This is a genomic window from Lederbergia sp. B243.17, assembly GCF_057657925.1.
In genome coordinates, this window is sequence record NZ_JBWBKF010000013.1 from 1 (window position 1) to 25,669 (window position 25,669).

Here is a 25,669-nt window from a genome sequence, read left to right on the forward strand (position 1 = left end):
AATCGACGTAGAACCATTTTTTGGATTCCTGAAGGCTAATTTGGCGTTCACTCGATTTTCGGTACGTGGAAAATCGAAAGTGGAAAATGAAATGGGATTCGCGTTAATGGCCGTGAACTTACGTAAGTTTACGGCCAACACAGCAAGTGGATCCTAAATTTATACACAATAAAAAGAGAAAGGTGAAATTGTCTTGCTCAATTTCACCTTTCTCTTGATTAGAGACTAGTTATGTCCCAGCCTCATATTTCTTACTTCAGGTTTATCCACACACTCTTCACTTCTGTATAATTGTCCAGCGCATAGGAGCCCATCTCCCGGCCAAAACCGGATTCCTTGTAGCCCCCAAATGGGGAAGCTGGGTCTGTCACGTTGTAGCAATTCACCCAGACAGAGCCCGCTTTCAGTCGGCTAGCCACATAATGTGCATTTCTCAGGTCCTCTGTCCACAAACCGGCAGCGAGCCCGAATGAAGAGGCGTTTGCGCGTGCAATGACTTCATCCAAGTCTTCAAAAGGCATAGCCACTACAACCGGCCCAAAGATTTCTTCTCTGGCAATCGCCATCTCGTCGGTCACATTTGCAAATACAGTCGGCTCAACAAAATATCCTTCGTCTGTGTGTCCGCCTCCGACTAGCATGGCTGCACCTTCTTTTTGTCCTTTTTCAATATAACTTGACACTCTCAGCTGCTGTTCTTTCGAGACGAGCGGCCCCATATCAGTGTCAGGCGATAAACCGCTTCCGAGCTTGACATTTTTAGCGTATGATACAAGGTCTGAGACAACATTGTCAAAATGCTTTTTCTGGATATAGACCCTTGAGCCGGCGCTGCAAACCTCTCCTTGGTTGGCCATAATGCCTGAGAACACACCTGGGGCTGCCTTTGACAAATCTGCATCCGGCAAGATGATATTCGGCGATTTCCCTCCTAGTTCGAGGGTTACCCGTTTTAGCGTATTGGCTGCTTCTTTCATAATGCTCTTCCCTACGCTTGTCGAACCGGTGAAGGCAATTTTGTTCACATGGGGATGCTTGACAAGCGCGTCTCCTGCTATTTCCCCGAAGCCCGGTACAACGTTAATGACCCCGTCAGGAAATCCTGCTTCTGTTGCAAGTTCTGCCAAATACAGTGCGGATAAAGGCGTCTGTTCAGCAGGTTTTAACACGACGGTACAGCCGGTTGCCAATGCAGGTGCCAGTTTCCAGGCAGCCATCATCAGCGGGAAATTCCACGGGATGATCTGCCCGACAACCCCAACTGGTTCATGTCTCGTATAGTTGAAATAAGGACCAGAGACCGGAATCGTTTGTCCAAGGATTTTTGTTGTCCATCCGGCATAATACTCAAACTGGCCGATTGCATTGGGTATATCATTTTCCAACAGATCGCGGATTGGCTTTCCATTATCCAATGAGTCGATTTCTGCTAATTCCTGTTTATTTTCCTCAATCAGACGAGCAAGTTTATACATGATCCGCCCTCTCGCAGCGGCACTCATTTTTTGCCATGGCCCTTCCTCGAATGCCTTTTTTGCTGCCAGAACAGCTCTATCGATGTCCTCCCTGCCGCCTTCACTGACGATCGCCAGCCTTTCCCCTGTGGCAGGATTGAAGACGTCGAATGTCATGCCTGATACAGAATCCTTATATTCCCCGTCAATAAAAAGTCTTTTCGTACCCTTTAAGAAATTTTGTACTTTATTTGATAGTTCGATTGTCTTGACCATTGTTAAAACCTCCAATCATTTTTACAATATTCAATTAATTGTACTTATAAGTGATTCAATGTCTCTATCGCTTTCTGAATATCCCCTGCAAAGACATAGGAACCGGCAGTTAGTATGTCGGCACCCGCATCCTTACATAGCTTCGCAGTCTCCGGATTGATACCCCCATCCACTTGAATTTGGTAGGATAATCCTTGCTGCAATCGTGTTCTATTAAGTGCTGCTATTTTTTCCAGCGCAAGCGGGTGGAAGGATTGCCCGCCAAATCCCTCATCGCAAGTAAGGACAAGAATGACATCCAACAGATCGAGACAATTCTCTATCGACTGCACGGGGGTTTCCAATTTCAAAGCGACGCCAGCTTTCCTCCCATGTCCTTTACATTCCAGCAGAAGCTTTCTCAAAAACACTGTGCTTTCCGGATGGATCGTTATCACATCCGCATCTGTTTTTAAATAGTCATCTATCCATCTTTCGGGTTGATTGACCATCAAATGAACATCAAGAGGCAGATTTGTTGCCTTCCGGATGGCAGCAACGGTAGGCGGCCCCCATGTTATGTTGGAGACAAAAACTCCGTCCATTATATCAATGTGAATGGAATCTGCTCCCGCCTCTTCCAATCTCTTAATATCTCTTTCCAGGTTAAGAAAATCTGCACTTAATATTGATGGCGATATTTGCACCTCATACACTCACTTTCCTTTTTATTCAGCCGGTTTCGGTGTGGATGTCACTTTCTTCACATAGAGACCAATCGGAATTGTAATGATAACCAGGATGATAAGCCCGATAACACCAAACCTGCCGATTTGGGCGATAATAAAGTCAAACACATTTCCATTCCAGAGGGCAGTTGTCTGTCCTTTTATATCCGTGGCTCCGCTATTAGCCGCAAGCTTACTGAAGTGCGGGGCAAACCAGCTAGCGATATAAAGAATTCCGACCATATTGATGATTCCACTAATGATTGTCTTCAAGATATTCCCGTTGTGGATAATCGTCGCCATACAAGTGAAGAACGCGGCAAACGCCAGGTCACCGAGTGGCAGTACTGTATTCCCCGGAAGGATGACGGCTAAGACAAGTGTGATCGGAATAAGCATAGTCCCTACAATTTGTGTCGTCGGCAAACCGAGGGTCAACGCAGAATCAAGGCCAATAAATACTTCCTTTCCTTTAAACCGCTTATTAAAAAATGTTTTAGCTGCATCAGAGATCGGAAGCAGACCTTCGACGATGATTTTCACCATTCTCGGGAAAAGGACCATGATGGCAACGACACTCATAAGCAAATTCGCTCCGTCAGCGAAGTTGTAACCTGCCAGGAGCGCGAGAATTACGCCAAGAGCGGCTCCGATAATAACCGGATCTCCAAACATTCCGATCCGTCCTTGCAAATAGGACAAATCCAGCTTTGAATCTCTCAAAAATGGAATGCGATCGTATAGTTTATCCAGCAGAGTAAAGAGCGGGACCGTGCTTGCTGCATATCCTTGCGGGATGGAAATGCCCTCCACACCGAGCGCATCCTGAACTTTTCGGGCGGAATAATCGGCTGATAGCAGTGACCAGGTGGCTTGGATGAGACTCGCTCCGATTCCCAATACGAGGCTGCCCGTCATTAAATGAACGACGGCCCCAGTAAATGCATAATGCGAGTAATTGAAGATATCGATGTTCATCGTCTTCGTGAAGCCGACCAAGAGCAGGAGAAGGTTCAAAACAAAGACAGATGGAATAATCAGCGCACCTACCAATGTAGAAAATGCAACACCGGCCGCTGCTCCTGACCCGATATCAATCACGGTCAGGTTAAAGGAAAAACGTTCAACAATTTGGCTGACAGCGGGCTCCAGCCGATCAGAAATCAAGGAAATAGCCAGGCTAAGACCAATAAATCCAATTCCAACGGTGATGCCGCTTCGGATAGAGCGCAGTATACCCTGCCCTAAAATCAGCCCGATCAAGATCAAAACGAGAGGCACAAAAACCGTTGAGCCGAGCGATAAGAAATAATCAATCACGAACATGGCTTTTCCTCCTTATTTTGAAAGTAACTCAATGATTTTTTCTTTAGCTGCCTCTTCATTGATACCGATTAAAAACGGGGTTCCAACGACAATAGGGGTTTTATATTTCGTCTCGTCCATCTTCATGGATGTGACAAATAGATCTGCCTTTCCGTCATATGAATCCAGTTCATAAATTTGGCATTGAGTGATTGAATATTTGATCCCTGTTCCCTGCAGAAGCTCTTCCACTTTGTTTAAAATCATGGTTGATGTAGCCAGGCCTGCGCCGCATGCAATGACAATTCTTTTACTCATTGACCATTCTCCCCCTCATCGAAATATCGTTTCATGAACAAAGCTAATTCTTGTTGGGATTTCAAACCATCGATTTCTCTCATCTTTTGCGGGTCTTGTAAAAACTGACTGATCTTCTGCAAAATCTCCAAATGCTTGTTACTGTCACTTAGAATCAGCCCAAATACGAGATGCACATCGAGCGGCTGCAGGCTCTCAATATCTCGGAACCTCACCGGGTTCTCGAGCTTTAATACTACAAGTTTCTCAGTCTTCGAGAATTCAGCCTCCGTATGGACGATCGCTACATTCATGCCAGTTAACTTCAACCCTGTCGGATAGTTCTGCTCCCTCTCTTTGATCGCAGCTCTAAATCCTTCAGTAACATAATTTTTCTTCTCCAATCTATCCGCCATAAAATCAAACATCTCGTTCTGATCGGCGAAGGGCTGATGATAAAAAACTAGATCCTCTTCCACATACATTTGATTTCCTCCGATGTAATCTGTTATTAAGGTTGCGGGATGGCATGATTGCCATGGAGCAAAGAGATCAGTTCTTCCGGGCGGCTAATAGATTTGATAACATGCATAATTTCGTGGCTGTCTGGTGTAAAAATCAACTTGTAAATATGGCCAAGCAGTTTTCGCACATTAACCATATCTTCCTCTGCAACCGCCAGTAAAATAATTAAGGAAGCCGAAGAATCGCCATTCCACTTTATCGGTCGTTTGGTTGTCATAATCGCAATTTTCGTTTGATTGGCCATCGATGTCATGGCATGAGGGACAGCAACCCAGCCTTGAATAAGCGTATTTCCCAATCTTTCCCGTTCGTATACGGAAGGCCTGAATTGTTCTTTTACAATCCCATCGGCTTCAAACCGGCCAATCATTTTATCCAGACATTCTTCCTTCGTAGCTGCCTCCTCATTCAGAAAGAAGTAGCGGCCGCTTACGTATTGAGCGAACAAGTCCGGTTCCAGACCACCTTGCTCTTTTCGTTTCGCCGCAGCGGAGTGTTTTAAATAGGAAGAATAAATCTTCAGTAAATCCTCATCCCCAACTAGCGGAGAGACATAGACGATCGGTTTGGCCACGTCATCCAGCTGAACAGAGGAGATAATAAAATCTACGTCCATTAAACATTCTTCCTGCAAATTCGGTTTAGCGATCAGTTTAAATTGGATGTTCGCAGGCAAGAGATTCTTTATCCGGTTGATAATCAGGTCAGAGGTAACAAGTCCGGTCTGGCAAACGATCAAAATTTTCGCCATCTTTTCTTTCCGTTCAATTGCCACTTGGAAGTGTATCGTAATAAAAGCGACATCATCATCTGTCAGCTTGATGCCATACTTTTCTTCAAATTGCTCGATGACATACCAAATAATCCGAAACAGCACCCCATAGTTGTTTTTTATTTCATTCAATAGAGGGTTGTAGACATCGATATCCGATTTCAACCTGTAAATCATCGGGAGCACGTGGTAGATCAATGAATCATACAATTTCTCATCATCCGTTAAATCAATGTCTGCAGCAGCACTTACATCACCGATCAGACGCCGGATGTCGTTCGAGAAAAGAGCCTCTACATATCTATTATTGATTTTCACTTCTATACGATGAGCAAATAATTGATTGCTAATATACCTGTGCTCCAAATCTGTAAAAACAAAGCCAAGTTTTGACGTAATGCAGTGACATATTTGAACGGCCAGAGGATAATTGGTCAAATACTCTGTTCCCTCAATTTGAATTTCCGGCAGATCATCAAGATGCTGTCCGTTGTAAGACCGCTCTGTCAATATTAATAAAGATATAAAAAGAGATTTTAAATATTGTTCAGATACATTCATGTCCAAGATTGCCAGCAAATCTTGAACAGCCTGGTAAACGGTATCAATGACCCTTTTTTCAAAAAGAGGCTCTAAAACACGTGCGTAAGAGGTTAGGGAGGAATGGTGCATTCCCTTCTCTATCAAATAATAGGCAAATCGTTTCAATGTTTTCTGGATGCCGATTTCTGACCCATAGACTCTCGTGCCTTTGACATCTGAAACAAGCTCTACTTCATCACCCATGAAGCTTCGGATCCGGTCGACATCCTTAATGATGGAAGTCGTGCTGATGAACAGATCCATGGATAATGACTGATAGGTGACCGTCTCATTCTCTATTAATAATTTCTTGGCAATCAATATTTGCCGATCAAGGGGAGAATACGCCTTCTCCTCTTTAAGTTTGCTGACAATCTCTCGGATGAAATCCTCTGAAGAACGGATTTCACCATGCACCTTGATTCCCTGATTCGGTTTCCTGTCAATTGAAAGATTGAACACTTTAAAAATCTCTTCCAATTTCGCCAAGTCGTTAAAAACTGTTCTTTCAGATACCTTCAGATACTCGGCATAATATTTAGCAGGCTTATAATCCCTCTGGCTGGACATCGCCTTGATCAATTTTGCTTGACGCTTTGTAATATCAAACAATATTGACACTTCCCCTTTTGTTTTCTGTTTGATCGAATTTGCCTTTTATTCTCCGATAATCTTGATATGGCAAATCCGGTCTCTTTTTCGTATTTGGTCCCAGTCGATAAAATAAATATAGCCTACAGAGCCGAGCTGCAACTCCCCATCACCGATGACAAACGTTTCACTTGTTCCAAGCAATGTGCTCTTCAAATGCGCATCTGTGTTCAGCATCGTATAAGCATCCGGGCTGATCGATCCCTTGAAATCCTCGAGCCCGACTTTAATATGTTTCGGTCCCGGATGGTAGTACTGTCCCTCCGTCGTACAGCGTGGCACAAGCTTATCCAGAACATTATTCAAATCTACTTGCAAGTATTCATAGCCATAGTAGTTTGTATCGTAGGACAATTCTTCAAAGATGACTGAGCAGGTTGTATGCTGGGAAGCTACAACACAGATTCCTTCTTTAATATTACTTTTTATAACATGCTCTTTCACTCTTTCGGTAATTTCATGGTATGTTACCCGGTCTCCATGAGATGTGAGAATGATTTTTCCTGAGTAGACGGTCATAAGCTACTTCCTTTCTTTTTATGCTTTGCCACTGCCAACACCATTTTTTCCAACATTTCTTTAGGATTTTCCGCCTTTACAATTCCGCTCGTCACGCCAACTCCATCGGCCCCAAGCTCCAGCAATGCTGCAACATCTCGCTCTGAGCGGATCCCCGCTCCCTGTTCCACGAGTACAGCCGCATTAACTTTTTTGATTTCCTTTACAGTAGCAGTCACATAATCCCGGTCACTGATCTGATTTTGACCGATCAGCTCTGTCGGCTCGGCCAGCACAATATCGGGATGCAGCATTGCCAGTGCTTGCCCTTCCTGTACGGAATCGGCACATACAATCGATTGCAGCCCGACCTCCTTCGCACGCTGGATTGTTCTCGCCACAACTGAAACGGGCATTGGATTATCCGCATGGTTTATGACAATCGCCCTTACTCCCGCTTGCATTAAAGACTCTGCCAGCACCTTTCCCATTGAGTCGCCAGGTTCAATGGGATCCATATGCTGAGCAGTTACAATGAGATTCGGACACTCTTTAGCAATCAATGCCAGTTCTGACATAGGAGCTGTAAACAATAAATCTATCGGGTACTTCGCTGCCAATCGATCCGCATAGTGGGCCAGATCCATCAGGGCTTCCCCAAAGAGAAAACTTTTTGGATTGACTACAAAAAAAGGAGCTGTGATTTTTTTCACTTCTTTTTCTTCCTTTCTCTTCACTGGGAAATCTTCTGAGTGTTGAATACTTGATAATAATGATCCAGGCATGCCTCTATACCTGAGCGCAAGTATTCCTGTACTTCAAAGTAATTCCGATCCTCACTCGTTAAGTCCTTAACCGCCGAGTTCATCAAGTCAGTGAATATATTGATTTTTGTAATCCTGCTCGCTGCGCAGCGCCTTAAGTTGTCATCTCCTGAGGAGGATCCGCCATGCAGCACAAGCGGGACAGACACCGCCGAGCCTATTTCCTCCAAACGGCTGAAGTGGATCTCTGGTTCTCCCACGTAATTGCCATGGGCAGTTCCGATGGAGATGGCCAGGGAGTCTACAGCTGTTTCTTCATAAAACCTCTTGGCATCTTCCACACTCGTGTAGAAAGATTCACTATGATCGTGATTTTCATAGTTTTCTCCTGAACCAACATGGCCGATTTCCGCTTCTACCACCACACCTTTCGGGCGGGCATACGCGATAATCTCTTTAGTCTTGCGGACATTTTCATCAAAGGGATCTTGAGACGCATCAATCATTACAGAGGTAAAGCCAAGGTCAACCGCCCTCTTAACAAAAGATATCTCCTCGCCATGATCCAAGTGCAAGACTACAGGCACACTCGCTTTTTCTGCATAATATTTTCCCAATAACGCTGCTTCTTCCAGGCTCATTACCTCCTCATGAGCTTGGGCAAAAGAAACAATGAGCGGAAGTTTTCTTTTCTCAGCAACAGCCAGATACGCACGCAGCGTGTTCTGATCGACAAAATTTGTTGCAGGGATTGCAAATTTTCCTTTTAACGCAATGGAAAATAACTCTTTCGACGAAACTAACATAAAGTCTCTGTCCCCCTTTCTCTGTATCAAAACCTGCTTTTAACTTATCATGAAAACGCTTACCAATCATTTTGTTTTGATTCCAGAATAATGTTGAAAAAAATAACGAGCTGCCATTAATAGGCGTTTGATTAACCGGACTTTCTATAAAGATGTATAAACTCCTAAACAACGCACCGCTCAAAACTGATATGCTCCCCCTAAAGTAGACGGATAAATATTGCTTAGGATGAGCCTTTTTTTCAAAAAGGCAATATCGTTGGAGATGAAAGTAGAGACATTACAGTTCTTTCCGGCGGTAAAGACTATCGGGAAACAACTGATCTATCAATGGGTAAGGAAGTATGAAAAAAAACGGGCAGAGCACTTGAAAGATAAATGGGGATACTACAAGAAAATGTGGAACTTACCCGATGATAGGGATAAATTGTGGATAGATGCAGGCGCAAAGCGTGTCACGTGTAGGCCAATGTTTCGATAACAGTCCGCTGAAGTTCATTTGAAGTTCACTTACACGTAAAAAGCATTTTCTGCATTAGAAAATATTCAAAACGCAATAAAAAAAAGGCAGCCTCATCCCATTTAAATACTGGGCCAAGACCGCCTAATCGATTTACTTATTTCCACTGTCTACTTAACAAGAGACAATTTTAAAATCCGGTACGGCTAAAAAATAATTTTCAAGCGACTTACAAATATCTATTCATTCAGCAATTTCCCATCGGATCCTTTGATCTTCCAACTGCTTGATTGTCCCCTCACTTAAGTTTATATCGGATATAACCGTATCCATTTTAGAGAGCGGAGCAATTTGGGAAAATGCCTGAATGCCGAATTTGCTGGAATCTGCCATTAAAATCGTCCGGTCGGCAATGTCAATCATCATTCTTTTCAGGAGAGCTTGTGATTCATTAGAATCGCTTAGTCCCTTCTCCAGATGGACGCCTTTGCATGACAGAAAAGCTTTATTCACATGATACATCGTTAAAGAGCGTTCGGCGAGCGGTCCCACATAGGAGAGGGACTTTGATAATAAGATTCCGCCTGTGGAGATGACTTTAATTTGCTCTTTCTTACTAAGTTCCAATGAAACCTTAATCGAGTTCGTCAACACAATCAGCGGCATATCTTCCAGCTCTTTTGCCACATACCAGGCGGTCGTACTGGCATCCAGAACAATTTGCTCACCTGGTTCAACCAGACTGGCAGCTTTTTTTGCGATCGCCATCTTTTCTTTTACGTTTGTTATTTCGCGGTCTGCATAGGAAATCTCCGATTGTTCCTCCATAATACTTACCGCTCCGCCATGGCTTCTCTTCAGCCGATTTTCTTTCTCTAGTTTTTCCAAATCACGTCGGATCGTCTCTTCTGTAACCGCAAATAACCGACTTAATTCAGACACGCGCATACTCGCCCGCTCATTGATCATTTCCACAATCTTTTTTTGTCTTTCTGCAACAAGCACTGCCAAGCTCCTTCCCCAAAGGACGTTTTGTTTTATGTTGAATTGTGTTTGGTTAATCGTTGATTTAACCATAATATATCATATTCGTTCTTTTGCAGACAGCTGAGCCGATCAAAAAAAGCTTATAAAAGGTCACTCGCTTCCTTTCATAAGCCTCATCTTTTTTCAGTCAATCACCGCTTGTGAAGCACTTCCTGCTCATATTTCCTCACTTCATCCAGCCAAGTCTCCCGTACAGGCACCTTCATTTCCTCGCAATAATAGTCCCAGACCGCTCCAAACGGATAAGTCTTAAACTCTTCCATTAACGCTAGCCTTTCTGTGTAGTTTCCATCTTCCTGCAGCTTTTTCAAGTGTTCGTGAGGGATGAGCATACCGTACAATAACGCCTTGATCATGTTTCGAGTGCCAATCACCCAGGCAGCAACACGATTGATGCTCGCATCAAAGAAATCCAAGCCGATAAGAACTCGATCAAGGGCATCGTTGCGGACGATTTCAAGGGCAATCTCCCTTAATTCATCATCCAAGATGACGACATGGTCACTGTCCCATCTAATCGGTCGAGAAACATGCAGTGCAACCTTTTCACTGAATAGAAGCATAGAAGAGATTTTATTGGAGACCGTCTCCGTCGGATGATAGTGGCCCGTATCCAATAAACATAGTGTATCGTTCTTCATTGCGTAGTTCAGGTAAAATTCATGGGAGCCGACTACATAGGCTTCGGACCCGATGCCAAACAATTTGCTTTCGACTGCATCGACATTTTCATTTGCATTTATTTTTTCTGAAAAAATTTCGTCCAATGATTCCTTTAGCCTTACTCTCGGGGTCAGTCGGTCACTTGGAATATCTTTGTAACCGTCGGGAATCCATATATTGGTCAAAGCGGGCGTCCCCAGCTCTTTGCCAAAATAGGCTCCAATCTTCCTGCTCGCTTTGCAATGGTCTATCCAGAATTGGCGCACCTTCTTATCCGGATGGGACAAGGTCAGCCCATCCTCAGCTTTCGGGTGGGCAAATAACGTTGGATTGAAATCCAGCCCCAATTCCCTTTCCTTCGCCCAATTTACCCAGTTCTCGAAATGCTTCGGCTCCAGTTCGTCTCTTTCTACGGCCTCCCCGCCTGTTTCAGCATAAATGGCATGCAGATTGACGCGATGTTTGCCAGGTATGAGGGACATCGCCTTATCCAAGTCGCTCCGGAGCTGTTCGGGTGTTTCTGCCTTGCCCGGATAATTTCCTGTTACATCAATCCCGCCAGACAGCTCACTCGGATTCACTTCAAACCCCCGAATATCATCCCCCTGCCAGCAATGGATTGATATCGGAACCGTTTTCAACTTATTCATTGCTGCTTCTACATCAATTCCCCATTTTGCATATGTACTTTTTGCCGCCTCATAATTCTCACGGATTGACATTTCATTCTCCTCCTCACTTTTTTTCAGCAGGAATATATTTGGTGTCATCAAAAGAACGTTTAATGATTGGGCCCGCCTCAGAACGATCTCTCAATTCTCCAAGAGCAATAAACTGGGCAATTAAATTACCGATTGCTGTTGCTTCAGCCGGGCCTGCATACACTGTTTTTCCGGTTACATCCGCAATCATCTGGTTCAACAGTTCATTTTGGCTTCCTCCGCCTATAACTTGAATGCTCCTAAACTCTCTTTCAAAGATATCCTCGATTTCAAGAACTGCAATCCTACAGCTTTCCGCCAGACTGTCAAAGACACATTTAGCAACCTGACCCGGACTGGCTGGCACTGGCTGGCTTGTTTTTCTGCAGAATTCTTGAATCTCTTTGATCATATCATCCGGCTTTAAAAAGCAATCGTCATTGACATCGACTATCGAGTGAAAACTCGTTTCCTTCTTCGCCAAGACAACCAGCTCTTCAAATGAATAATGATGATCATAATTACGCTTCACTTCTTGGATCATCCAAAGCCCCATAATGTTCTTAAGAAAACGATACTGATACCCCATTCCGCCTTCATTTGTAAAGTTATAATCGAGTGCTTTTGTCACGCAAATCGGAAAATGATTCTCAGTTCCGATCAGGGACCACGTGCCTGAACTGATGTAGATGCAATCATCCTTATCAGGTACAGAAAGAACTGCGGAACCTGTGTCATGCGTAGCCGGTAAAATTACCTCCATGTCCATTTCAAGCTCTTTCGCAAGCTTATCTGACAGCGCCCCTAGGCTGGTTCCAGGAGGCTTTATTTCCTGGAATATCCCTTTGTCTATTTCTAATGAATCGAGTATGTCCTTGTCCCATTTCTTAGTAAAGGCATTAACAAGTTGTGTAGTTGACGCATTAGTATATTCATTGACCTTTTTGCCGGTCAGCAGGAAATTCAAATAATCCGGGATCATTAAAAATGCATTTGCCTTTTCCAGTATATCGGGGTGTTGCTTTTTCATCGAGTATAGCTGATATATAGTATTGAATCTTTGAAACTGAATACCGGTTTCCAAGTACAGCCGTTCCTTGGAAAACAGGCTGAATACTTCTTCCATCATTCCATCTGTTCTCGGGTCACGGTATGAAACAGCGTCTAATAGCAGCTGATCACGCTCATCCAACAGAACAAAATCTACCGCCCACGTATCAATTCCAATACTGGCAGGCTTAATGCCTTCCTTCTTGCATAGCTTTAATCCTGTTATGATTTCCTGATATAACTGGTCAAGCTCCCAGCAAAAATAGTTGCCTTTTTTCACTATCTTATTTTCAAAACGATGGATCTCCTTTAAATCCAATTTTCCATTTTCCAGAGTGCCAGCAATCAAGCGACCGCTCGAGGCACCTATATCTACTGCAATACTTGTAACCGGCATTGCCTCTCACCTTTCTGCAAGTCGTCATCTATTTCATAGTAAAATGATAGCTTGCAAGCTTGTTAATGAAAGCTTGCAAGCCCTATATTACCTAGTGAAGGCAGCGGGAACTCCTCCATCAACAGTCAACATGCAGCCGGTTGTTTTAGCTGATTTGGAAGATGCAAAAAATGCGATAGATTCAGCAATGTCTTCCGGGTAAATATTTACCAGGAGCGTTGTACGTTTTTTGTAATGTTCTTCCAATTGATCTGGCTCGATTCCATAGGCTGCTGCCCGTTCTTCACGCCATCTGGAACCCCAAATTGCTGACCCTTGAAGCACTGCATCAGGAAGGACAGAATTTACCCGTATTCCATAAGTTCCTCCCTCCGCAGCGATACATCTGGCCAAATGAGTTTCCAATGCCTTTACAGAGCTGTAAGCCGCCGCATTTTTCCCTGCGTAAACTGAGTTTTTGGACCCAACAAATATCATATTTCCGCCCATTTCCTGCACTTTCATTTGCTTGAATGCTTCTCTGGCTACGAGGAAGTAACCCGTCCCCAGCACATTCATATTTAAATTCCACTCGGAGAGGGTAGTTTCATCAATTGGACTGGAGGTTGCCAGCCCGGCGTTGTTCACAATAATGTCTACTCCGCCAAATTCTAAAGCAGTTTTTTCGAAGGCAGTCAAAACGTCTTCTTCAATCGTTACATCCATTTTAAGTGATATTGCTCGGCCCGTGCCGAACTTGTTATTAATTTCTGAAGCAACTTTTTCAGCTCCCTCAGCATTCAAATCCGCAAGTACTACATGAGCGCCCTCCGCAGCCAATCTTCTTGCTGTGGCACTGCCGATGCCGCCGGCTCCTCCTGTTATAAAAGCAATATGTCTGGAGAATTCTGCTTCTGCAGGGGCAAGAGTGAGTTTATACAGTTCAAGCGGCCAATATTCGACATTATATGATTCATTTTCACTTAGTGATACAAAACTCCCTAAAGCGGAAGCGCCTTTCATGACGGCAATAGCCCGATGATACAATGCACCGCTTACTTTGGCATTACCCGCATCTTTTCCAGTGTTGATCATTCCGAGACCTGGGATCAATATCACTCTTGGTGCAGGTTCAAAGATTTGATCGCCCTCATGTTTATTCCGCTCAAAATAGTTTTCGTATTCTCTTTTGAATTTTTCAATTCCTTCTTTTACTTGTAGGATCAGAGTATCCGTATCTTTTGATTCAGGATCCCACTCGACAAAAAGCGGCACTCTCTTTGTATGTACAAGGTGGTCAGGGCAAGCAGCTCCAATCTGCGACAGTGATGGTGCGTCCTTACTGTTCACAAATTCCAAGACATCCTTTCCTCGGTCGAAACTAAGCAGCATTTTCTTATTATCGCTGACGGCACCTCTAATCACCGGCATCACTTTGGCCAAGATTTTTTCCGCTTCTTCGTCAGATAAGCTTTGGAACCTTTCACCGCCGAATACTTTCTTTTCATCTATTTTGTTTTTAATATAGTCCTCAGCAAGCTGGATTGTTTCCAGAGTCTTCTCATAACTTTCTTCAGCAGTGTCTCCCCACGTAACGAGACCGTGTTTTTCCATTAATACAAGCTCGGCCCCCGGTTTTTGCTTAACGCCTTCGGCAATCATTTTTGACAATTTAAACCCCGGTCGGATGTATGGAACCCACACAAACCGATCACCAAACACTTCAGACGCAATCTCTTTTCCATTGTCCGCACAGCAAATGCTGATGATGGCATCCGGGTGGGTATGATCGACATGTTTGAAAGGCAAGAAGGCATGCAGAAGCGTTTCTATCGAAGCCCTGGGATGAGTGCTATCTATCATGCAATGCCCAAGATAGGCAACCATCTCTTCATCAGACATCTCCTCACGGTCCATCAGCGGCAGGACATCTTCCAGTTTGAGACCCGTGAAATTTCTGGCACCCATCGTAGCAAGGTCCGACCCGCTTCCTTTTACCCACATAACTTCAACATCCTGGCCGCGAAAATCCTTTTCCAAAGTCTTCATAGAGGTGTTTCCTCCGCCCCAATTGCAGACAGAACGGTCCGTACCGAGTAAATTTGACCGGTAAACGAGTTCCTCTAATCCTTTTTCTAGTTTTGATGCTTTTTGTTTATCCCAAAGATTCTTAACCATTTTATTCCCTCCACCTCACCTTTTATGTTGATTATATATGGTTCCTACTCCAAAATCAAAGAAATTTTCTTTACTTATTTTTGTTTACTTTTGTTTCTGTTTGGTTAATTGACTATCTTGGCCTGTACTTTCTTATCTTCCGTACTTCCGTAACGTTCCTGCTCAATTTGTGTGAGTGTCTTCCCTTCTGTTTTTGGAGCTAGCATGATCCCAATTACTGCATGAATAACCAAGAAAGTAATCATGACTATCCCTGCAATTTTAAAGCCTAGTGTGAGCATAAGAGTCGGCAAAATGAATGACCAGATTGCAATGCCAGTCCGGACGGCAAAATACATTGCACCCTGTGCACTTGCACGATATCGGGTAGGGAATAATTCACTCGTCCATAAAGCGAAGAACGCTTGGGCACCGATTCCCGCAGCCGACCCCACAGGATGACAAACGCTATCAATGTTGGCCAGGTCATTGGCATGAAAGTCAACAAAATCCATGCCACAATGCCCATTACTGCTCCTGTCCCAAACAAAGCCCTCCTGCTGACTCTATCGGCGAACTTCATAAATACAAAATAAGTTGTGAGCACTGTGAACAGCCAAAGGAATGATTGGAGCAAATTCGCCTGCCCTGTACTCAACCCTCCAACATTTTCATATATATACGGCATAAAATAGCCCATTGCACCAGCTGTTAAGTTCCAAAATAAGTAGATTCCCATCAATAGAACGAGCGCTTGACGGTTTACTTTCAGAGTGAACAGTTCTTTAAACGCATTTTTACTTTTTATACCAGCAGAGCGCTCCTTCTTTTCAAACCTCTGCTGCTCCTCCCACAACTTGGATTCCTCCAGCCCTCTTCTTAAATATAGAACCACTCCGGCTATTACAAAAAGATGCAAAAAGATGATTCTTGACCCCAGTAATCCGAGGGGTGCCAGAAGGACTGCAAGGGCAAACGTAACCATTGGCCCGATCGACCAGGCTAACTGGGCTGTCCCCACGTGAGCCGCCCGTTTATCGTTTGGCGATTCTTCAGCAATATACGTCCACGATACAGGCACCCCCGCCCCTACAGCGATTCCTGTGATAACAGTCCCTATGAGCAGCATCGGGAAATTAAATGAGAAAGCAATCAGCAGAATCCCAACCATATAGACTAATAAATCATAGGTGAAAATAAACTTCCGCCCCAGCTTATCCGTCAATGGACCGCCGATTAATGCGCCAATCGCTGCTCCAAATGCGTTTGCACTCAGGGCGCTGAGCAGCCCCATCCCGATATTGTCAAAATGCAAATAACTTTGCCAGAGTGTGAGACTACTGGCCGCAGCGATAATAGAACCAGCTTCAATATAGTTTGCCATGGCGACGGAAATGGTCGACCGCCAACCTTTAGTGTTTGTTGCCAATTGAACCCCTCCAAATTATAGATAATACTGAATTAACGATTGTTTGATTCTCTGATAAATGAATGCGCTTTCCTCAAACCGTAAAATAAGAACCAGCTCTTATGCCAAGTAAAAGACTTCTTCCAGATCGACTGTAACCGGGCTATTGTCAGGATTTGTTAACATCAGAGGTTCCATGTACTCCCACCATTTTTGACAAACTTCCGTATTGGCAATGTTTGCCCAAAGTTGCTCATTCTCGACTTCCAAATAAGCAAAGAGTTTGCCTGATTCCCGGTCAAGAAATATAGAATAATTACTCACACCACAGGCCTTTAGCATCTCCTTCATCTCAGGCCATAACTGAGCATGCCGCCTAATGTACTCTTCATAGCAATCTTGGTGAACTTGCATTATGCTCCCTTTTCGAATCATGATTTCCTTCCCTCCTTTTAGCTAGACTGAAACTATTAGTCTTTTTAGTTATTTTATATAAGTAGTATAAACAGATTTTACAAAACAAATCAACATTTTTAATATTTGTTTTTATTTGTTTTTGCTTGTTTTCTTGGTTTTCCCTTATTCTCATGAACCATTTCCAATTCTCTATTGGAGTGACACGGCATTTTATAACTTCCTACAGGGACAAAAAAACAGCCAGTCTCCGTCCTATTAACGCGCTAACACGTTAATTAGACGGGGACTGGCCTAAATATCACACATTTTTAATCGATGATGTGTGTGTTTCTGTTTTTCTCGTGATGGAGTAGACGGCGCAGACGAGCGAGATGATGACGAGTACGCTGCCGACCCAGGACATGCTGGCGTAGTTGCCAGTCTGCCCGAGAGCAACACCGCCGACTGCGGAGCCAAGGGAAATGCCGACCTGCAAGGCCGAGTTATTGAAACTCTGCTGTATATCCGCTGTCTCCGGTGATGTCTGAATTAAGTAGCTTTGCTGCGGCGGAGCAAGACTCCAGCTGAGCGCTGCCCAAACCATCATCATCGGGATGAAGGCGACAAGTGAAAATGTCGAAAACGGGAGCAGGAGCAGTATAATCGCAAATGAACTGATGAATATGACAATGCTTTTCTGCGGGCCGAACTTGTCGGAAATCGTTCCGCCAAGCGCGCCACCGCTGATTGCGGCAATGCCGAACAAGAAATAGCAAGCACTGATCCAGCCGGAGTTCAAGTGAAGATTCGTCTCTAGGAACGGCGTAAAATAGGCGTACAACGTATAGTGGCCAGCCAGCATAAACAAGGTGGCGAGATGGGCAGCGCCGACTTTTCCGCTCGCGACCGCTTTTAGCTGTACGGAGAGCGGGACTGCTTTTTCACTGGGAATCCGCTCCAAAAACAGAGCAATCAGAACCATCGAGCCGATCGATAACGCTGCAATCAGCAGGAAAATGATTCTCCAGCCGAACGTTTCGGAAATCAAGATGCCGACCGGAACACCTAGAACAAGCGACGAGCTGATCCCCATGTAAATCAGCCCGAGCGCCTTCGCACGATGCTTCGGCTCAACAACTTTGGCCGCAATCGTCAGCGATAACACAACAACAAGCGCGGTGCTCATCGCCGTCAAAACCCGCGAAATCATCATTAGAGTGAAGTTTGGGCTAAAATACGTAAGGACATTCCCAAGAAAGAAGACAAACAAGGAAGCAAGATAAAGCTTCTTCCGCTCTATTCGGCTTGTCACCACGAGCAGAACCGGACCCGCAATTGCGTATACAAGGGCAAACACGGTGATCAATTGTCCTGCCGTACTTAGTGAAATATCAACATCTTCAGCAATGGCAGGCAATATCCCGCCGACAATTAACTCAACCAGGCCGACCGCGACCGTCGCCATTGCCAATATAAACACTTTGTAATTCATAGCTTCTTACCCTTTCCTTTAAAAATATGAAAGGAACGGATCTTTTCAGTGCAGGGTGATGGAGGAAATAAAAAAACCTGACTGCAAAATGATCGTTCCATTTTTGTAGTCAGGATTTATCGGTTCCTGGTAGAGACCCTCCAGCCATATTCGGAGGTTATACAACGTTGCTATATGTTTTGTAATCCAATTACAATAATATACATTGGACTGACGGAATTTGCAAGAGAAAAAGAGAAGATCAAAGCCCTAATGAATTGGCGATATTTTCTATGCTTTCGAATGCATCTCCAAATATTTCATAATGGGCCAATTCCTCCGCAGTCACTTCTTCTGCCAATTCCAAATCTTCTTTCGTTAAGGTTATCATATCGACATTGTTATAATTCTCATATTCACTTTCACTTTCAAAAGTAAAGGCGCTGTTATACGTACCCTCGGCAATAACATCTCCATAAAAGTGGATTTTTGACGGATATAGCGTTTCTTTATCCAGATATATGTCATATGCAATGTCTTTAAACGTTAGTTCTCCAGTTTCTTCGTCCGGAAATAACATATGCCCAAAGTCTTCCAGGAACTGCTCTGTCAAATGGGCTTTCAAGCGATCACTGAGAGAAGACAACTTTAGCATATAATTCTCTTCATCTTCCTCAACCAGAAAATCTTCGCTAAAATCCTGAAGCTCCTTTACCCGTTGTGAAGGACCATACCTGTTTTCAAAGTTATCTAAATCCAAAACTTTCCCTTCATCCTCTTTCGTCAGCTTTACCCATACATTATCTTCTGGAAATAATAAATACAGTCCATTTTCCGTATAATAACTCACGCGTATTTCTTCACTATCTTCTGCACTTTTGTCTTCACTTTCTTCTTCGTCCCCGAAAATTTCAGACCAATCAATGGAGTTTGAGCTTGTGGAAGCAGTATGCAAAACGAGCTCACGCGGGTCTGCTGTAAAGTCGATTTCATTCTTCTCTTCCATTTCAAGTTCCAATTCCTCACCCTTATACACTGTCTTTTCAACATTCTCAGCACTAAAGCTTTGAATCTCTTCAAACGCATCGATCGCCAGCCTAAACAGCTCCTTTGGCGTTATCTCTTCCGGTTCCTCTTCCTCCGATTCTTTAGCTTCATCCGCTGCTGCTTCCTCTGTTTTCCCATCCTTTTGACCGGACTTCCCTTTCTCCTCCGCTTCCACCTTCTCCGCTTCCTGTTCGACAGCTGATGAACATGCACCAAGTATGAGCATCATCGCCGCCAACAGGATGAGCAAGCGCTTATACATATGTATTTCAACTCCCTTTCATTTGGTAAAATTTATGAAAATCCACTAATTAGTTTGATTATACTGATATACACGCGTAAAAACGTAAGATATTGGAAAACCATCCAAAAGGCCTGTGTCCGCGTAATCCGACTTTCGTATGCAAGTAATTGGAAACCAGGTCCGCAGTCACTCTAACTAATTGGCTGGCAAAGAAAAACAGGAAGAAAGTAACATCGGCCATTCCTTATTTGCGACTTCAATTGTTAAGATTGTGTAAAGCATTTGTTAAGGAATGGCTATTGTTCGACATTTTACGATATTATAGGAGGGCTGGGTTTCTGTGTATTTGGGATTTTAACTATACATATATGGCACGGTTTCCGGCACATAGAAAAATACTTTAAAATGCATAAGGGGTACATAAAAGCATGGATACAATCCTGATTCTAACCATCCTCATTGTTGTTTTTGCTGTTGTATTTGACTTTATTAATGGGTTTCACGATACAGCAAACGCGATTGCAACCTCCGTTTCAACAAAGGCGCTGCAGCCGAGGCATGCCATCTTGCTCGCTTCCATTATGAATTTCGTCGGAGCGATGACTTTCACAGGTGTCGCAAAAACAATAACGAAGGATATTGTCGATCCGTTCACTTTGGGCAATGGTTCCCTTGTCATCCTCGCTGCACTGCTCGCAGCGATCATTTGGAACCTCGTCACTTGGTATTACGGCATTCCGAGCAGTTCTTCCCATGCGTTGATCGGCTCGATCGCAGGTGCAGCCATAGCTGCCGCAGGTTTCCAGTCATTGAACTACAGCGGATTTCTGAACATTATAAAGGCGCTCCTTCTCTCTCCGCTTCTTGCCTTTGCGATTGGATTCATTGTCTATAGCATCATCAAAGTCATATTTAAAAATAGCAATTTGTCAAAAACAAATAAAAGATTCAGGAGAGTTCAAATTCTCACCGCCGCTTTGCAGTCCTATTCCCACGGAACAAATGATGCGCAAAAGGCGATGGGAATCATTACGATGGCGCTTATCGTCAATGGTTATCAAAGCACTGAAGACGTCCAGCATTGGGTCCAGTTTGCCTGTGCCTTGGCGATGGCGCTCGGTACGGCAATGGGCGGCTGGAAAATCATTAAGACAGTCGGGGGCAAGATCATGAAAATCCGTCCGGTCAGCGGAGTCGCCGCCGATCTTACGGGTGCAGCTGTCATTTTCGGTTCGACGTTAATTCATCTGCCTGTCAGCACAACCCATGTTATTTCCTCATCCATTCTTGGTGTCGGAGCCTCGCATCGGCTGAAGGGAGTAAAATGGGGAACTGCCCAGCGAATGTTGATTACATGGGTCATCACCTTGCCAATTTCAGCCGGACTGGCGGCAATCTTTTATACAATACTGAACCTTTTCTTTTAAAAAATGCCAGGCCGCGGATACAGTCCGCGGCCTGGCATTTTGTTTATTCTTCCACATTCGGCCCGAAGACCCGCCTGTCTATACTTTCAGCTTTACCCTTTTTGGTCCGCCTATGAAAAGTCTCTTTCCAATTGACCGCCAGGGCTTCTACAAGGGCAAGTTCGGCGGCTTTTTTAAAATCGCTCTTCTCCAAGTGCATCACCTGGTTGCATCTCTCGATCGTCCATTCGGGATGCGGGCTCTCTGCGAGCTTCAGTTTCTGGCCCGCCTCGACAATTCCTTCTTTCAACACCCGGTAATACCAGCCGGTACGCCCCGAATGCTGCAGAAGAAGCGCCAGGTTTTTCACCCGGTAACGCCTGGCAGGCTTCCAGCATGGCTGGCGGGGCTGCGACACTTGAATCACCGCTTCTCCGATTTCATAAACATCACCGATGGCAACATCCTTCTCCAGGAGATTGACGGTGGAAAAGTTTTCGCCCATCCCTCCCTGCCTGATCTCCTTTCCCCTTAAAGTCTCCTGCCAGTACCCGTAATGCTCTCCCGGATAGGCGAAGACCGCTTTTTCTGGACCGCCGTGGTGCTTCATGTCGGCCTGCTCATCCCCTGCCAGATTCGTCTTGCCTAAAAAGACGCTTCCTGTAACTGGCTGCTTAAAAATCGAGCTCCGCCATTCCCTATCCATCGGCTCCTCTGCCCCAGCGGTACCGAGCATTTGCGGGACACCGACGTAAATATTTTCGATGAAGGGTGTATTCTCTAAAATTTTCATCGGACTTCCCTCCTTCTCTCCCTCTAAGATGACATAATGATCATCCGAATGCCATTTCGTATCTTTTTATCTAGCGCTCGCTCCGCTTTTTCTATATGATGGAGAGTAGTTTAAGAGACACGGAGGAGGCATCATGCAAAAGACAGAGTATAACCGCAAAATGATTGTTATCATTTTGCTCTCAGGATCCTTTATTTCTATTTTGAATCAAACGCTGATGATCACAGCCATTCCCCCTATTATGGGCGAAATGGAGATTACGGCCAATACAGCCCAGTGGCTGACGACGGTATTCATGCTCGTTAACGGGATCATGATTCCGGTCAGTGCATTTTTATTGATGCGGTTTACAACGAGGCAGCTATTTATTACTGCGATGAGCGTCTTTGCCGTCGGAACGGTTGTTGCCGGATTGGCTGCGAATTTCCCGATGATCTTGGTCGGCCGCGTTATCCAGTCTGCCGGGGCAGGAGTCATGCTCCCGCTGATGCAGACGGTATTTCTGATGATTTTCCCGGTACATCGGCGCGGTGCTGCGATGGGACTGATCGGGCTTGTCATTTCGTTCGCTCCGGCAATCGGACCCGCGTTGTCCGGCTGGGTACTGGAGCATTATTCATGGAGAGTTCTCTTCTTCATCATTTTGCCGATTGCGATCCTTGACATCATCGCCGCTTTCTTTGTTTTGAAAAATGTGACGGAATTAACGAAACCAAGGTTGGATGTGCTTTCGATCATTTTGTCCTCATTCGGGTTCGGCGGACTCCTTTACGGGTTTACGTCCGCAGGAAATCACGGTTGGACTGCAGGAATGACCATCTTGTCCCTGGCTGTCGGGGCAATAGCGCTCGTCTGCTTTATTCTCAGACAGCTGAAATTGGAACAGCCGATGCTCGAGTTCAGGGTATTCACCTTCCCTGTCTTTCCGCTCGCTGTTGTCATCGGCATGATCGGGTTTATGGGATTGATCGGATTCGAAACACTGATCCCGCTCTATATGCAGAACATGCGTGACTTCACACCATTCCAAGCCGGATTGGCACTCTTGCCTGGTGCTCTAATTACCGGGCTGATGTCGCCAATCACAGGCAGGATTTTCGACCGGTTTGGTGCAAGAAAACTGGTCATCACTGGCCTTGTGATCATGACAGTTTCTTCGTTCTTCTTCATGCGGCTGGACACAACCACCTCGTTCCTGTTCATCACGGTGATGTACGGTGTCCGGATGTTCGGCCTTTCGATGGTCATGATGCCGGTCGCAACCGCGGGACTCAATCAATTGCCGACACGCTTCATACCACACGGTGCAGCGATGGATAATACGATGAGACAGGTGGCCGCATCAATCGGCACAGCCATCCTCGTCACGGTGATGACAACTTCGGAAAGCAGAATGGCTGATAAAGGAATGGCTCATGCTGATATTTACGGAGCCAACGTCGCCTTTATTGTCGTCGCAGTTTTATCCCTAGCAGGGCTGATCATTTCCTTTTTCGTAAAAGACCTTCAGCCGAGAGCTGAGGAACTGAGCAGCAGTGAAGGTTCGAAATAGATTTGACCTCATAAAGACCCTATGGCTGGTATGATAACGGTGATGAACCGGGCTCATGCCAGCCTCTTTCTTTATATTGGCTAGTAGAGATCCATCTATAGGTTTCGTCACGCTTTTCACATTCATTCTCGTTATTGTCACGATTAAGCTTCGAAAAATTTGACTTCATCATAAAGACAAAGAAAGGCCAGGTTCCACTATTATAGGGAACCTGGCCTTTTGATCAGCCGACCTTTTGATTAATTTTAAACGGCTTGCCTTGCTTGCGTTTCTCGCGGATTTCGGCTGCTGCAGTGAAAAGCACGTCGGTTGAAGAATTCAATGCTGTTTCGAAAGAATCTTGCAGAACTCCGATGATGAAGCCGACGCCGACAACCGTCATCGCCACATCATTCGAAATGCCGAACAGGCTGCACGCAAGCGGAATCAGCAAGAGTGAACCGCCGGCAACGCCTGATGCTCCACATGCACTAACCGCAGCGAGTACGCTTAGAATCAGTGCTGTCGGAAAATCAACCGGAATGCCGAGTGTATGGACTGCGGCCAGCGTCAGCACTGAAATCGTAACAGCTGCCCCAGCCATATTGATGGTCGCACCAAGCGGAATGGAAACAGAATAGGTATCCTTGTCCAGTCCGAGCTCATCACACAGTTTCATATTAACAGGTATGTTCGCCGCTGAACTGCGGGTAAAAAACGCGGTGATTCCGCTTTGCCTTACACATCGGAAAACGAGCGGATATGGGTTTTGACGTGTCGCTGCAAAAACGATGATTGGATTAACAACAAAAGCGACGAATAGCATGCAGCCAATCAAAACGCCCAACAATTCTCCATAATTTTTAAGAGTCGCAAGTCCGCTGGTTGTGATGGATTCAAACACAAGGCCCAAAATTCCGAGCGGCGCCAATTTGATCACCCATTTTACGATGGTAGAGACGGCATCAGAAACGTTGGAAATCACTGTTTTCGTTGTATCCGAGGCATTTTTCAAGGCAAGTCCGAGCAGAACAGCCCATGCTAGAATACCAATATAGTTTGCGTTGTAAATGGCGCTTGCCGGGTTGTCAACGACATTCATCAGCAAGGTCTTCAACACTTCCGAGACACCGCCAGGCGCTGTTAGATCTTCTGCCGTTTCCGGCATAATCAGATTAACGGGGAACACAAAGCTGACGAGCACTGCGATAAATCCGGCTAAAAACGTACCGAGCAAATAAAGCCCGATGATCGATTTCATATTCGTCTTCCGCCCGCTTTTGTGCTGGGCGATTGCAGACATAACCAAAAATAATACCAATACAGGCGCAACCGCTTTCAATGCACCTACGAAGAGAGAGCCGAATATTGTAACAGGCTGCGCCGCGTCAGGAATCGTTAAAGCAAGGACAATACCGATCACTAACCCAATAATGATCTGCTTTACCAAGCTCAATCGGTTCCACTTATTCCATAGACCTTTCATCATCTGTCCCCCTCTTGTCTTGTCGAAGGATAATATGTATATTTGTTCACAACTTCGACAAAATTATCTTTCTACCAAAATTATAATGAATCCTTTGTTTTATCGCAACCGATTTTTTTAGGGACGGACAGCGATTGACTCGCCGATACTGGTAATCGGCACCGCCCCGTCCGGAGTGCGGACGGAGCGTCAGAGGGGTCAGTCTCTTTCCCTAGCCCTGCTTGTGTCACGAATGTTTTTTTGAACGGTAATTGCCGCGAAAATACTCAGAACGAAGGCCATCGCATAAAACCCTTTTTCACTTAGGACAATGCTTCCGGCATTGTACAAACCGATTGCCATCAAAGAAATAGCAACAATCAGCGCAAACCAGCTCAATCCATAATAGATTGCTGTAACCGGAATCCCTTCGTCCTTGTCCCGCACCGCCTTTTGCAGCGAGACCGCCGAATAAAGCCCAAAAATTAAAACCGCAAAATAATACCCTTTTTCATTCAACTCCATGGATGCGTTGAACAGACCGATCAGATAGGCTGCAACCCCGACCAGCAGCGCCGCCCATGATGCACCTTTGAAAGCAGCAGTCGGTTCTCCCTCCCGTCTTTCCTCTTTCACTTTCGGCTCTTCCTGCTTCCCCCGATCAAATAAAACTTCAGGTTCACTGGACATAAAAAATTCACCCCCACTTTTTGCTATATCAAACAAGCGCTGCTGGATGGCAGCGGTGCCCTTGCTTTAAAACTATTATATAGATAATTTATGCAATGAAAAGAGTCTTTTCTCAGTATGCAAGTAT

Annotated in this window: 22 protein-coding genes, 1 pseudogene and 1 riboswitch; of the genes and pseudogenes, 3 read left to right on the plus strand and 20 right to left on the minus strand. The window is 44.9% G+C overall.

Translation table 11 applies throughout. From position 1 onward, the window contains the following. Positions 1-157: transposase (locus AC0TWI_RS00420; RefSeq protein ID WP_488124413.1), on the plus strand; the 157-nt coding region annotated here is incomplete at its 5' end. A gap of 94 nt (positions 158-251) precedes the next feature. Here AC0TWI_RS00420 and AC0TWI_RS00425 read toward each other — a convergent pair. From AC0TWI_RS00425 to AC0TWI_RS00505, 17 genes and pseudogenes are all read right to left on the minus strand, one after another. After that, complete coding sequence (locus AC0TWI_RS00425) at positions 252-1,730, minus strand: aldehyde dehydrogenase family protein (protein WP_488124363.1); 1,479 nt, start codon at positions 1,728-1,730, stop codon at positions 252-254. Between the two features lie 44 nt (positions 1,731-1,774). After that, positions 1,775-2,416: a ribulose-phosphate 3-epimerase gene (gene rpe / locus AC0TWI_RS00430; RefSeq protein WP_488124414.1), complete on the minus strand. Its 642-nt coding sequence runs from the start codon at positions 2,414-2,416 to the stop codon at positions 1,775-1,777. 21 nt (positions 2,417-2,437) lie between these two features. Beyond that, the gene (locus tag AC0TWI_RS00435) at positions 2,438-3,763 is read right to left on the minus strand and encodes a PTS galactitol transporter subunit IIC (protein ID WP_488124364.1); all 1,326 of its coding nucleotides are present in this window, start codon (positions 3,761-3,763) and stop codon (positions 2,438-2,440) included. A 12-nt stretch (positions 3,764-3,775) separates the two neighbouring features. Next, positions 3,776-4,060 (minus strand): PTS sugar transporter subunit IIB, encoded by a 285-nt coding sequence (locus AC0TWI_RS00440; RefSeq protein WP_488124365.1) that lies wholly within the window; start codon positions 4,058-4,060, stop codon positions 3,776-3,778. Beyond that, entirely contained in the window at positions 4,057-4,524 is a 468-nt protein-coding gene (locus AC0TWI_RS00445; RefSeq protein ID WP_488124366.1) for a PTS sugar transporter subunit IIA, read from the minus strand. Before AC0TWI_RS00445 ends, AC0TWI_RS00440 begins: the two co-directional genes overlap by 4 nt. A gap of 26 nt (positions 4,525-4,550) precedes the next feature. Continuing rightward, entirely contained in the window at positions 4,551-6,530 is a 1,980-nt protein-coding gene (locus tag AC0TWI_RS00450; RefSeq protein WP_488124367.1) for a BglG family transcription antiterminator, read from the minus strand. Between the two features lie 45 nt (positions 6,531-6,575). After that, complete coding sequence (locus tag AC0TWI_RS00455) at positions 6,576-7,088, minus strand: YjbQ family protein (protein WP_488124368.1); 513 nt, start codon at positions 7,086-7,088, stop codon at positions 6,576-6,578. Continuing rightward, positions 7,085-7,804 carry a triose-phosphate isomerase gene (locus AC0TWI_RS00460; RefSeq protein WP_488124369.1) on the minus strand — a complete coding sequence of 240 codons (720 nt, stop codon included), beginning with the start codon at positions 7,802-7,804 and terminating at the stop codon, positions 7,085-7,087. Before AC0TWI_RS00460 ends, AC0TWI_RS00455 begins: the two co-directional genes overlap by 4 nt. Next, complete coding sequence (locus tag AC0TWI_RS00465; RefSeq protein WP_488124370.1) at positions 7,801-8,637, minus strand: class II fructose-bisphosphate aldolase; 837 nt, start codon at positions 8,635-8,637, stop codon at positions 7,801-7,803. The genes AC0TWI_RS00460 and AC0TWI_RS00465 overlap by 4 nt, the downstream gene beginning before the upstream one ends. 703 nt (positions 8,638-9,340) lie before the next feature. Beyond that, positions 9,341-10,102: a DeoR/GlpR family DNA-binding transcription regulator gene (locus tag AC0TWI_RS00470; protein ID WP_488124415.1), complete on the minus strand. Its 762-nt coding sequence runs from the start codon at positions 10,100-10,102 to the stop codon at positions 9,341-9,343. Between the two features lie 173 nt (positions 10,103-10,275). Then, the gene (gene rhaA, locus AC0TWI_RS00475) at positions 10,276-11,529 is read right to left on the minus strand and encodes an L-rhamnose isomerase (protein ID WP_488124371.1); all 1,254 of its coding nucleotides are present in this window, start codon (positions 11,527-11,529) and stop codon (positions 10,276-10,278) included. A gap of 13 nt (positions 11,530-11,542) precedes the next feature. Then, positions 11,543-12,955 (minus strand): rhamnulokinase, encoded by a 1,413-nt coding sequence (gene rhaB, locus AC0TWI_RS00480; protein ID WP_488124372.1) that lies wholly within the window; start codon positions 12,953-12,955, stop codon positions 11,543-11,545. Between the two features lie 87 nt (positions 12,956-13,042). Beyond that, the gene (locus AC0TWI_RS00485) at positions 13,043-15,112 is read right to left on the minus strand and encodes a bifunctional aldolase/short-chain dehydrogenase (RefSeq protein ID WP_488124373.1); all 2,070 of its coding nucleotides are present in this window, start codon (positions 15,110-15,112) and stop codon (positions 13,043-13,045) included. A 104-nt stretch (positions 15,113-15,216) separates the two neighbouring features. Beyond that, positions 15,217-16,475: pseudogene (locus AC0TWI_RS00490) on the minus strand (MFS transporter). Between the two features lie 144 nt (positions 16,476-16,619). Beyond that, on the minus strand, positions 16,620-16,934 hold the full coding sequence (gene rhaM, locus AC0TWI_RS00495) for an L-rhamnose mutarotase (RefSeq protein WP_488124374.1): 315 nt from the start codon (positions 16,932-16,934) through the stop codon (positions 16,620-16,622). 280 nt (positions 16,935-17,214) lie between these two features. Beyond that, the gene (locus tag AC0TWI_RS00500; protein ID WP_488124375.1) at positions 17,215-18,387 is read right to left on the minus strand and encodes an MFS transporter; all 1,173 of its coding nucleotides are present in this window, start codon (positions 18,385-18,387) and stop codon (positions 17,215-17,217) included. 86 nt (positions 18,388-18,473) lie between these two features. Further along, positions 18,474-18,572, minus strand: a riboswitch (purine riboswitch). A gap of 56 nt (positions 18,573-18,628) precedes the next feature. Continuing rightward, a complete protein-coding gene (locus AC0TWI_RS00505) occupies positions 18,629-19,675 on the minus strand; it encodes a DUF6612 family protein (protein ID WP_488124376.1) in 1,047 nt (348 codons plus the stop codon). A 410-nt stretch (positions 19,676-20,085) separates the two neighbouring features. Between AC0TWI_RS00505 and AC0TWI_RS00510 the strand changes: the two genes are divergently transcribed. After that, on the plus strand, positions 20,086-21,084 hold the full coding sequence (locus AC0TWI_RS00510; RefSeq protein WP_488124377.1) for an anion permease: 999 nt from the start codon (positions 20,086-20,088) through the stop codon (positions 21,082-21,084). 43 nt (positions 21,085-21,127) lie between these two features. On the opposite strand, the gene AC0TWI_RS00515 is transcribed toward AC0TWI_RS00510, so the two are convergent. Continuing rightward, positions 21,128-21,856, minus strand: coding sequence for an MOSC domain-containing protein (locus AC0TWI_RS00515; RefSeq protein ID WP_488124378.1), 729 nt, complete (start codon positions 21,854-21,856; stop codon positions 21,128-21,130). Between the two features lie 133 nt (positions 21,857-21,989). Between AC0TWI_RS00515 and AC0TWI_RS00520 the strand changes: the two genes are divergently transcribed. Further along, the gene (locus AC0TWI_RS00520) at positions 21,990-23,408 is read left to right on the plus strand and encodes a DHA2 family efflux MFS transporter permease subunit (protein WP_488124379.1); all 1,419 of its coding nucleotides are present in this window, start codon (positions 21,990-21,992) and stop codon (positions 23,406-23,408) included. Between the two features lie 223 nt (positions 23,409-23,631). Here AC0TWI_RS00520 and sstT read toward each other — a convergent pair whose 3' ends face one another. After that, positions 23,632-24,873 (minus strand): serine/threonine transporter SstT, encoded by a 1,242-nt coding sequence (gene sstT / locus AC0TWI_RS00525; RefSeq protein ID WP_488124380.1) that lies wholly within the window; start codon positions 24,871-24,873, stop codon positions 23,632-23,634. 198 nt (positions 24,874-25,071) lie between these two features. Then, positions 25,072-25,542 carry an inner membrane protein YiaA gene (gene yiaA / locus AC0TWI_RS00530; RefSeq protein WP_488124381.1) on the minus strand — a complete coding sequence of 157 codons (471 nt, stop codon included), beginning with the start codon at positions 25,540-25,542 and terminating at the stop codon, positions 25,072-25,074. Between the last annotated feature and the right edge of the window lie 127 nt (positions 25,543-25,669).

What these genes read in the sequence shown, in the direction of transcription:
- AC0TWI_RS00425 (WP_488124363.1), bottom strand. Translation starts at nt 1,730, where the DNA reads ATGGTCAAGACAATCGAACTATCAAATAAAGTACAAAATTTCTTAAAG.
- AC0TWI_RS00435 (WP_488124364.1), bottom strand. Translation starts at nt 3,763, where the DNA reads ATGTTCGTGATTGATTATTTCTTATCGCTCGGCTCAACGGTTTTTGTG.
- AC0TWI_RS00440 (WP_488124365.1), bottom strand. Translation starts at nt 4,060, where the DNA reads ATGAGTAAAAGAATTGTCATTGCATGCGGCGCAGGCCTGGCTACATCA.
- AC0TWI_RS00445 (WP_488124366.1), bottom strand. Translation starts at nt 4,524, where the DNA reads ATGTATGTGGAAGAGGATCTAGTTTTTTATCATCAGCCCTTCGCCGAT.
- AC0TWI_RS00455 (WP_488124368.1), bottom strand. Translation starts at nt 7,088, where the DNA reads ATGACCGTCTACTCAGGAAAAATCATTCTCACATCTCATGGAGACCGG.
- AC0TWI_RS00465 (WP_488124370.1), bottom strand. Translation starts at nt 8,637, where the DNA reads ATGTTAGTTTCGTCGAAAGAGTTATTTTCCATTGCGTTAAAAGGAAAA.
- rhaA (WP_488124371.1), bottom strand. Translation starts at nt 11,529, where the DNA reads ATGTCAATCCGTGAGAATTATGAGGCGGCAAAAAGTACATATGCAAAA.
- rhaB (WP_488124372.1), bottom strand. Translation starts at nt 12,955, where the DNA reads ATGCCGGTTACAAGTATTGCAGTAGATATAGGTGCCTCGAGCGGTCGC.
- AC0TWI_RS00485 (WP_488124373.1), bottom strand. Translation starts at nt 15,112, where the DNA reads ATGGTTAAGAATCTTTGGGATAAACAAAAAGCATCAAAACTAGAAAAA.
- rhaM (WP_488124374.1), bottom strand. Translation starts at nt 16,934, where the DNA reads ATGATTCGAAAAGGGAGCATAATGCAAGTTCACCAAGATTGCTATGAA.
- AC0TWI_RS00500 (WP_488124375.1), bottom strand. Translation starts at nt 18,387, where the DNA reads ATGAATTACAAAGTGTTTATATTGGCAATGGCGACGGTCGCGGTCGGC.
- AC0TWI_RS00505 (WP_488124376.1), bottom strand. Translation starts at nt 19,675, where the DNA reads ATGTATAAGCGCTTGCTCATCCTGTTGGCGGCGATGATGCTCATACTT.
- AC0TWI_RS00510 (WP_488124377.1), top strand. Translation starts at nt 20,086, where the DNA reads ATGGATACAATCCTGATTCTAACCATCCTCATTGTTGTTTTTGCTGTT.
- AC0TWI_RS00515 (WP_488124378.1), bottom strand. Translation starts at nt 21,856, where the DNA reads ATGAAAATTTTAGAGAATACACCCTTCATCGAAAATATTTACGTCGGT.
- AC0TWI_RS00520 (WP_488124379.1), top strand. Translation starts at nt 21,990, where the DNA reads ATGCAAAAGACAGAGTATAACCGCAAAATGATTGTTATCATTTTGCTC.
- sstT (WP_488124380.1), bottom strand. Translation starts at nt 24,873, where the DNA reads ATGAAAGGTCTATGGAATAAGTGGAACCGATTGAGCTTGGTAAAGCAG.
- yiaA (WP_488124381.1), bottom strand. Translation starts at nt 25,542, where the DNA reads ATGTCCAGTGAACCTGAAGTTTTATTTGATCGGGGGAAGCAGGAAGAG.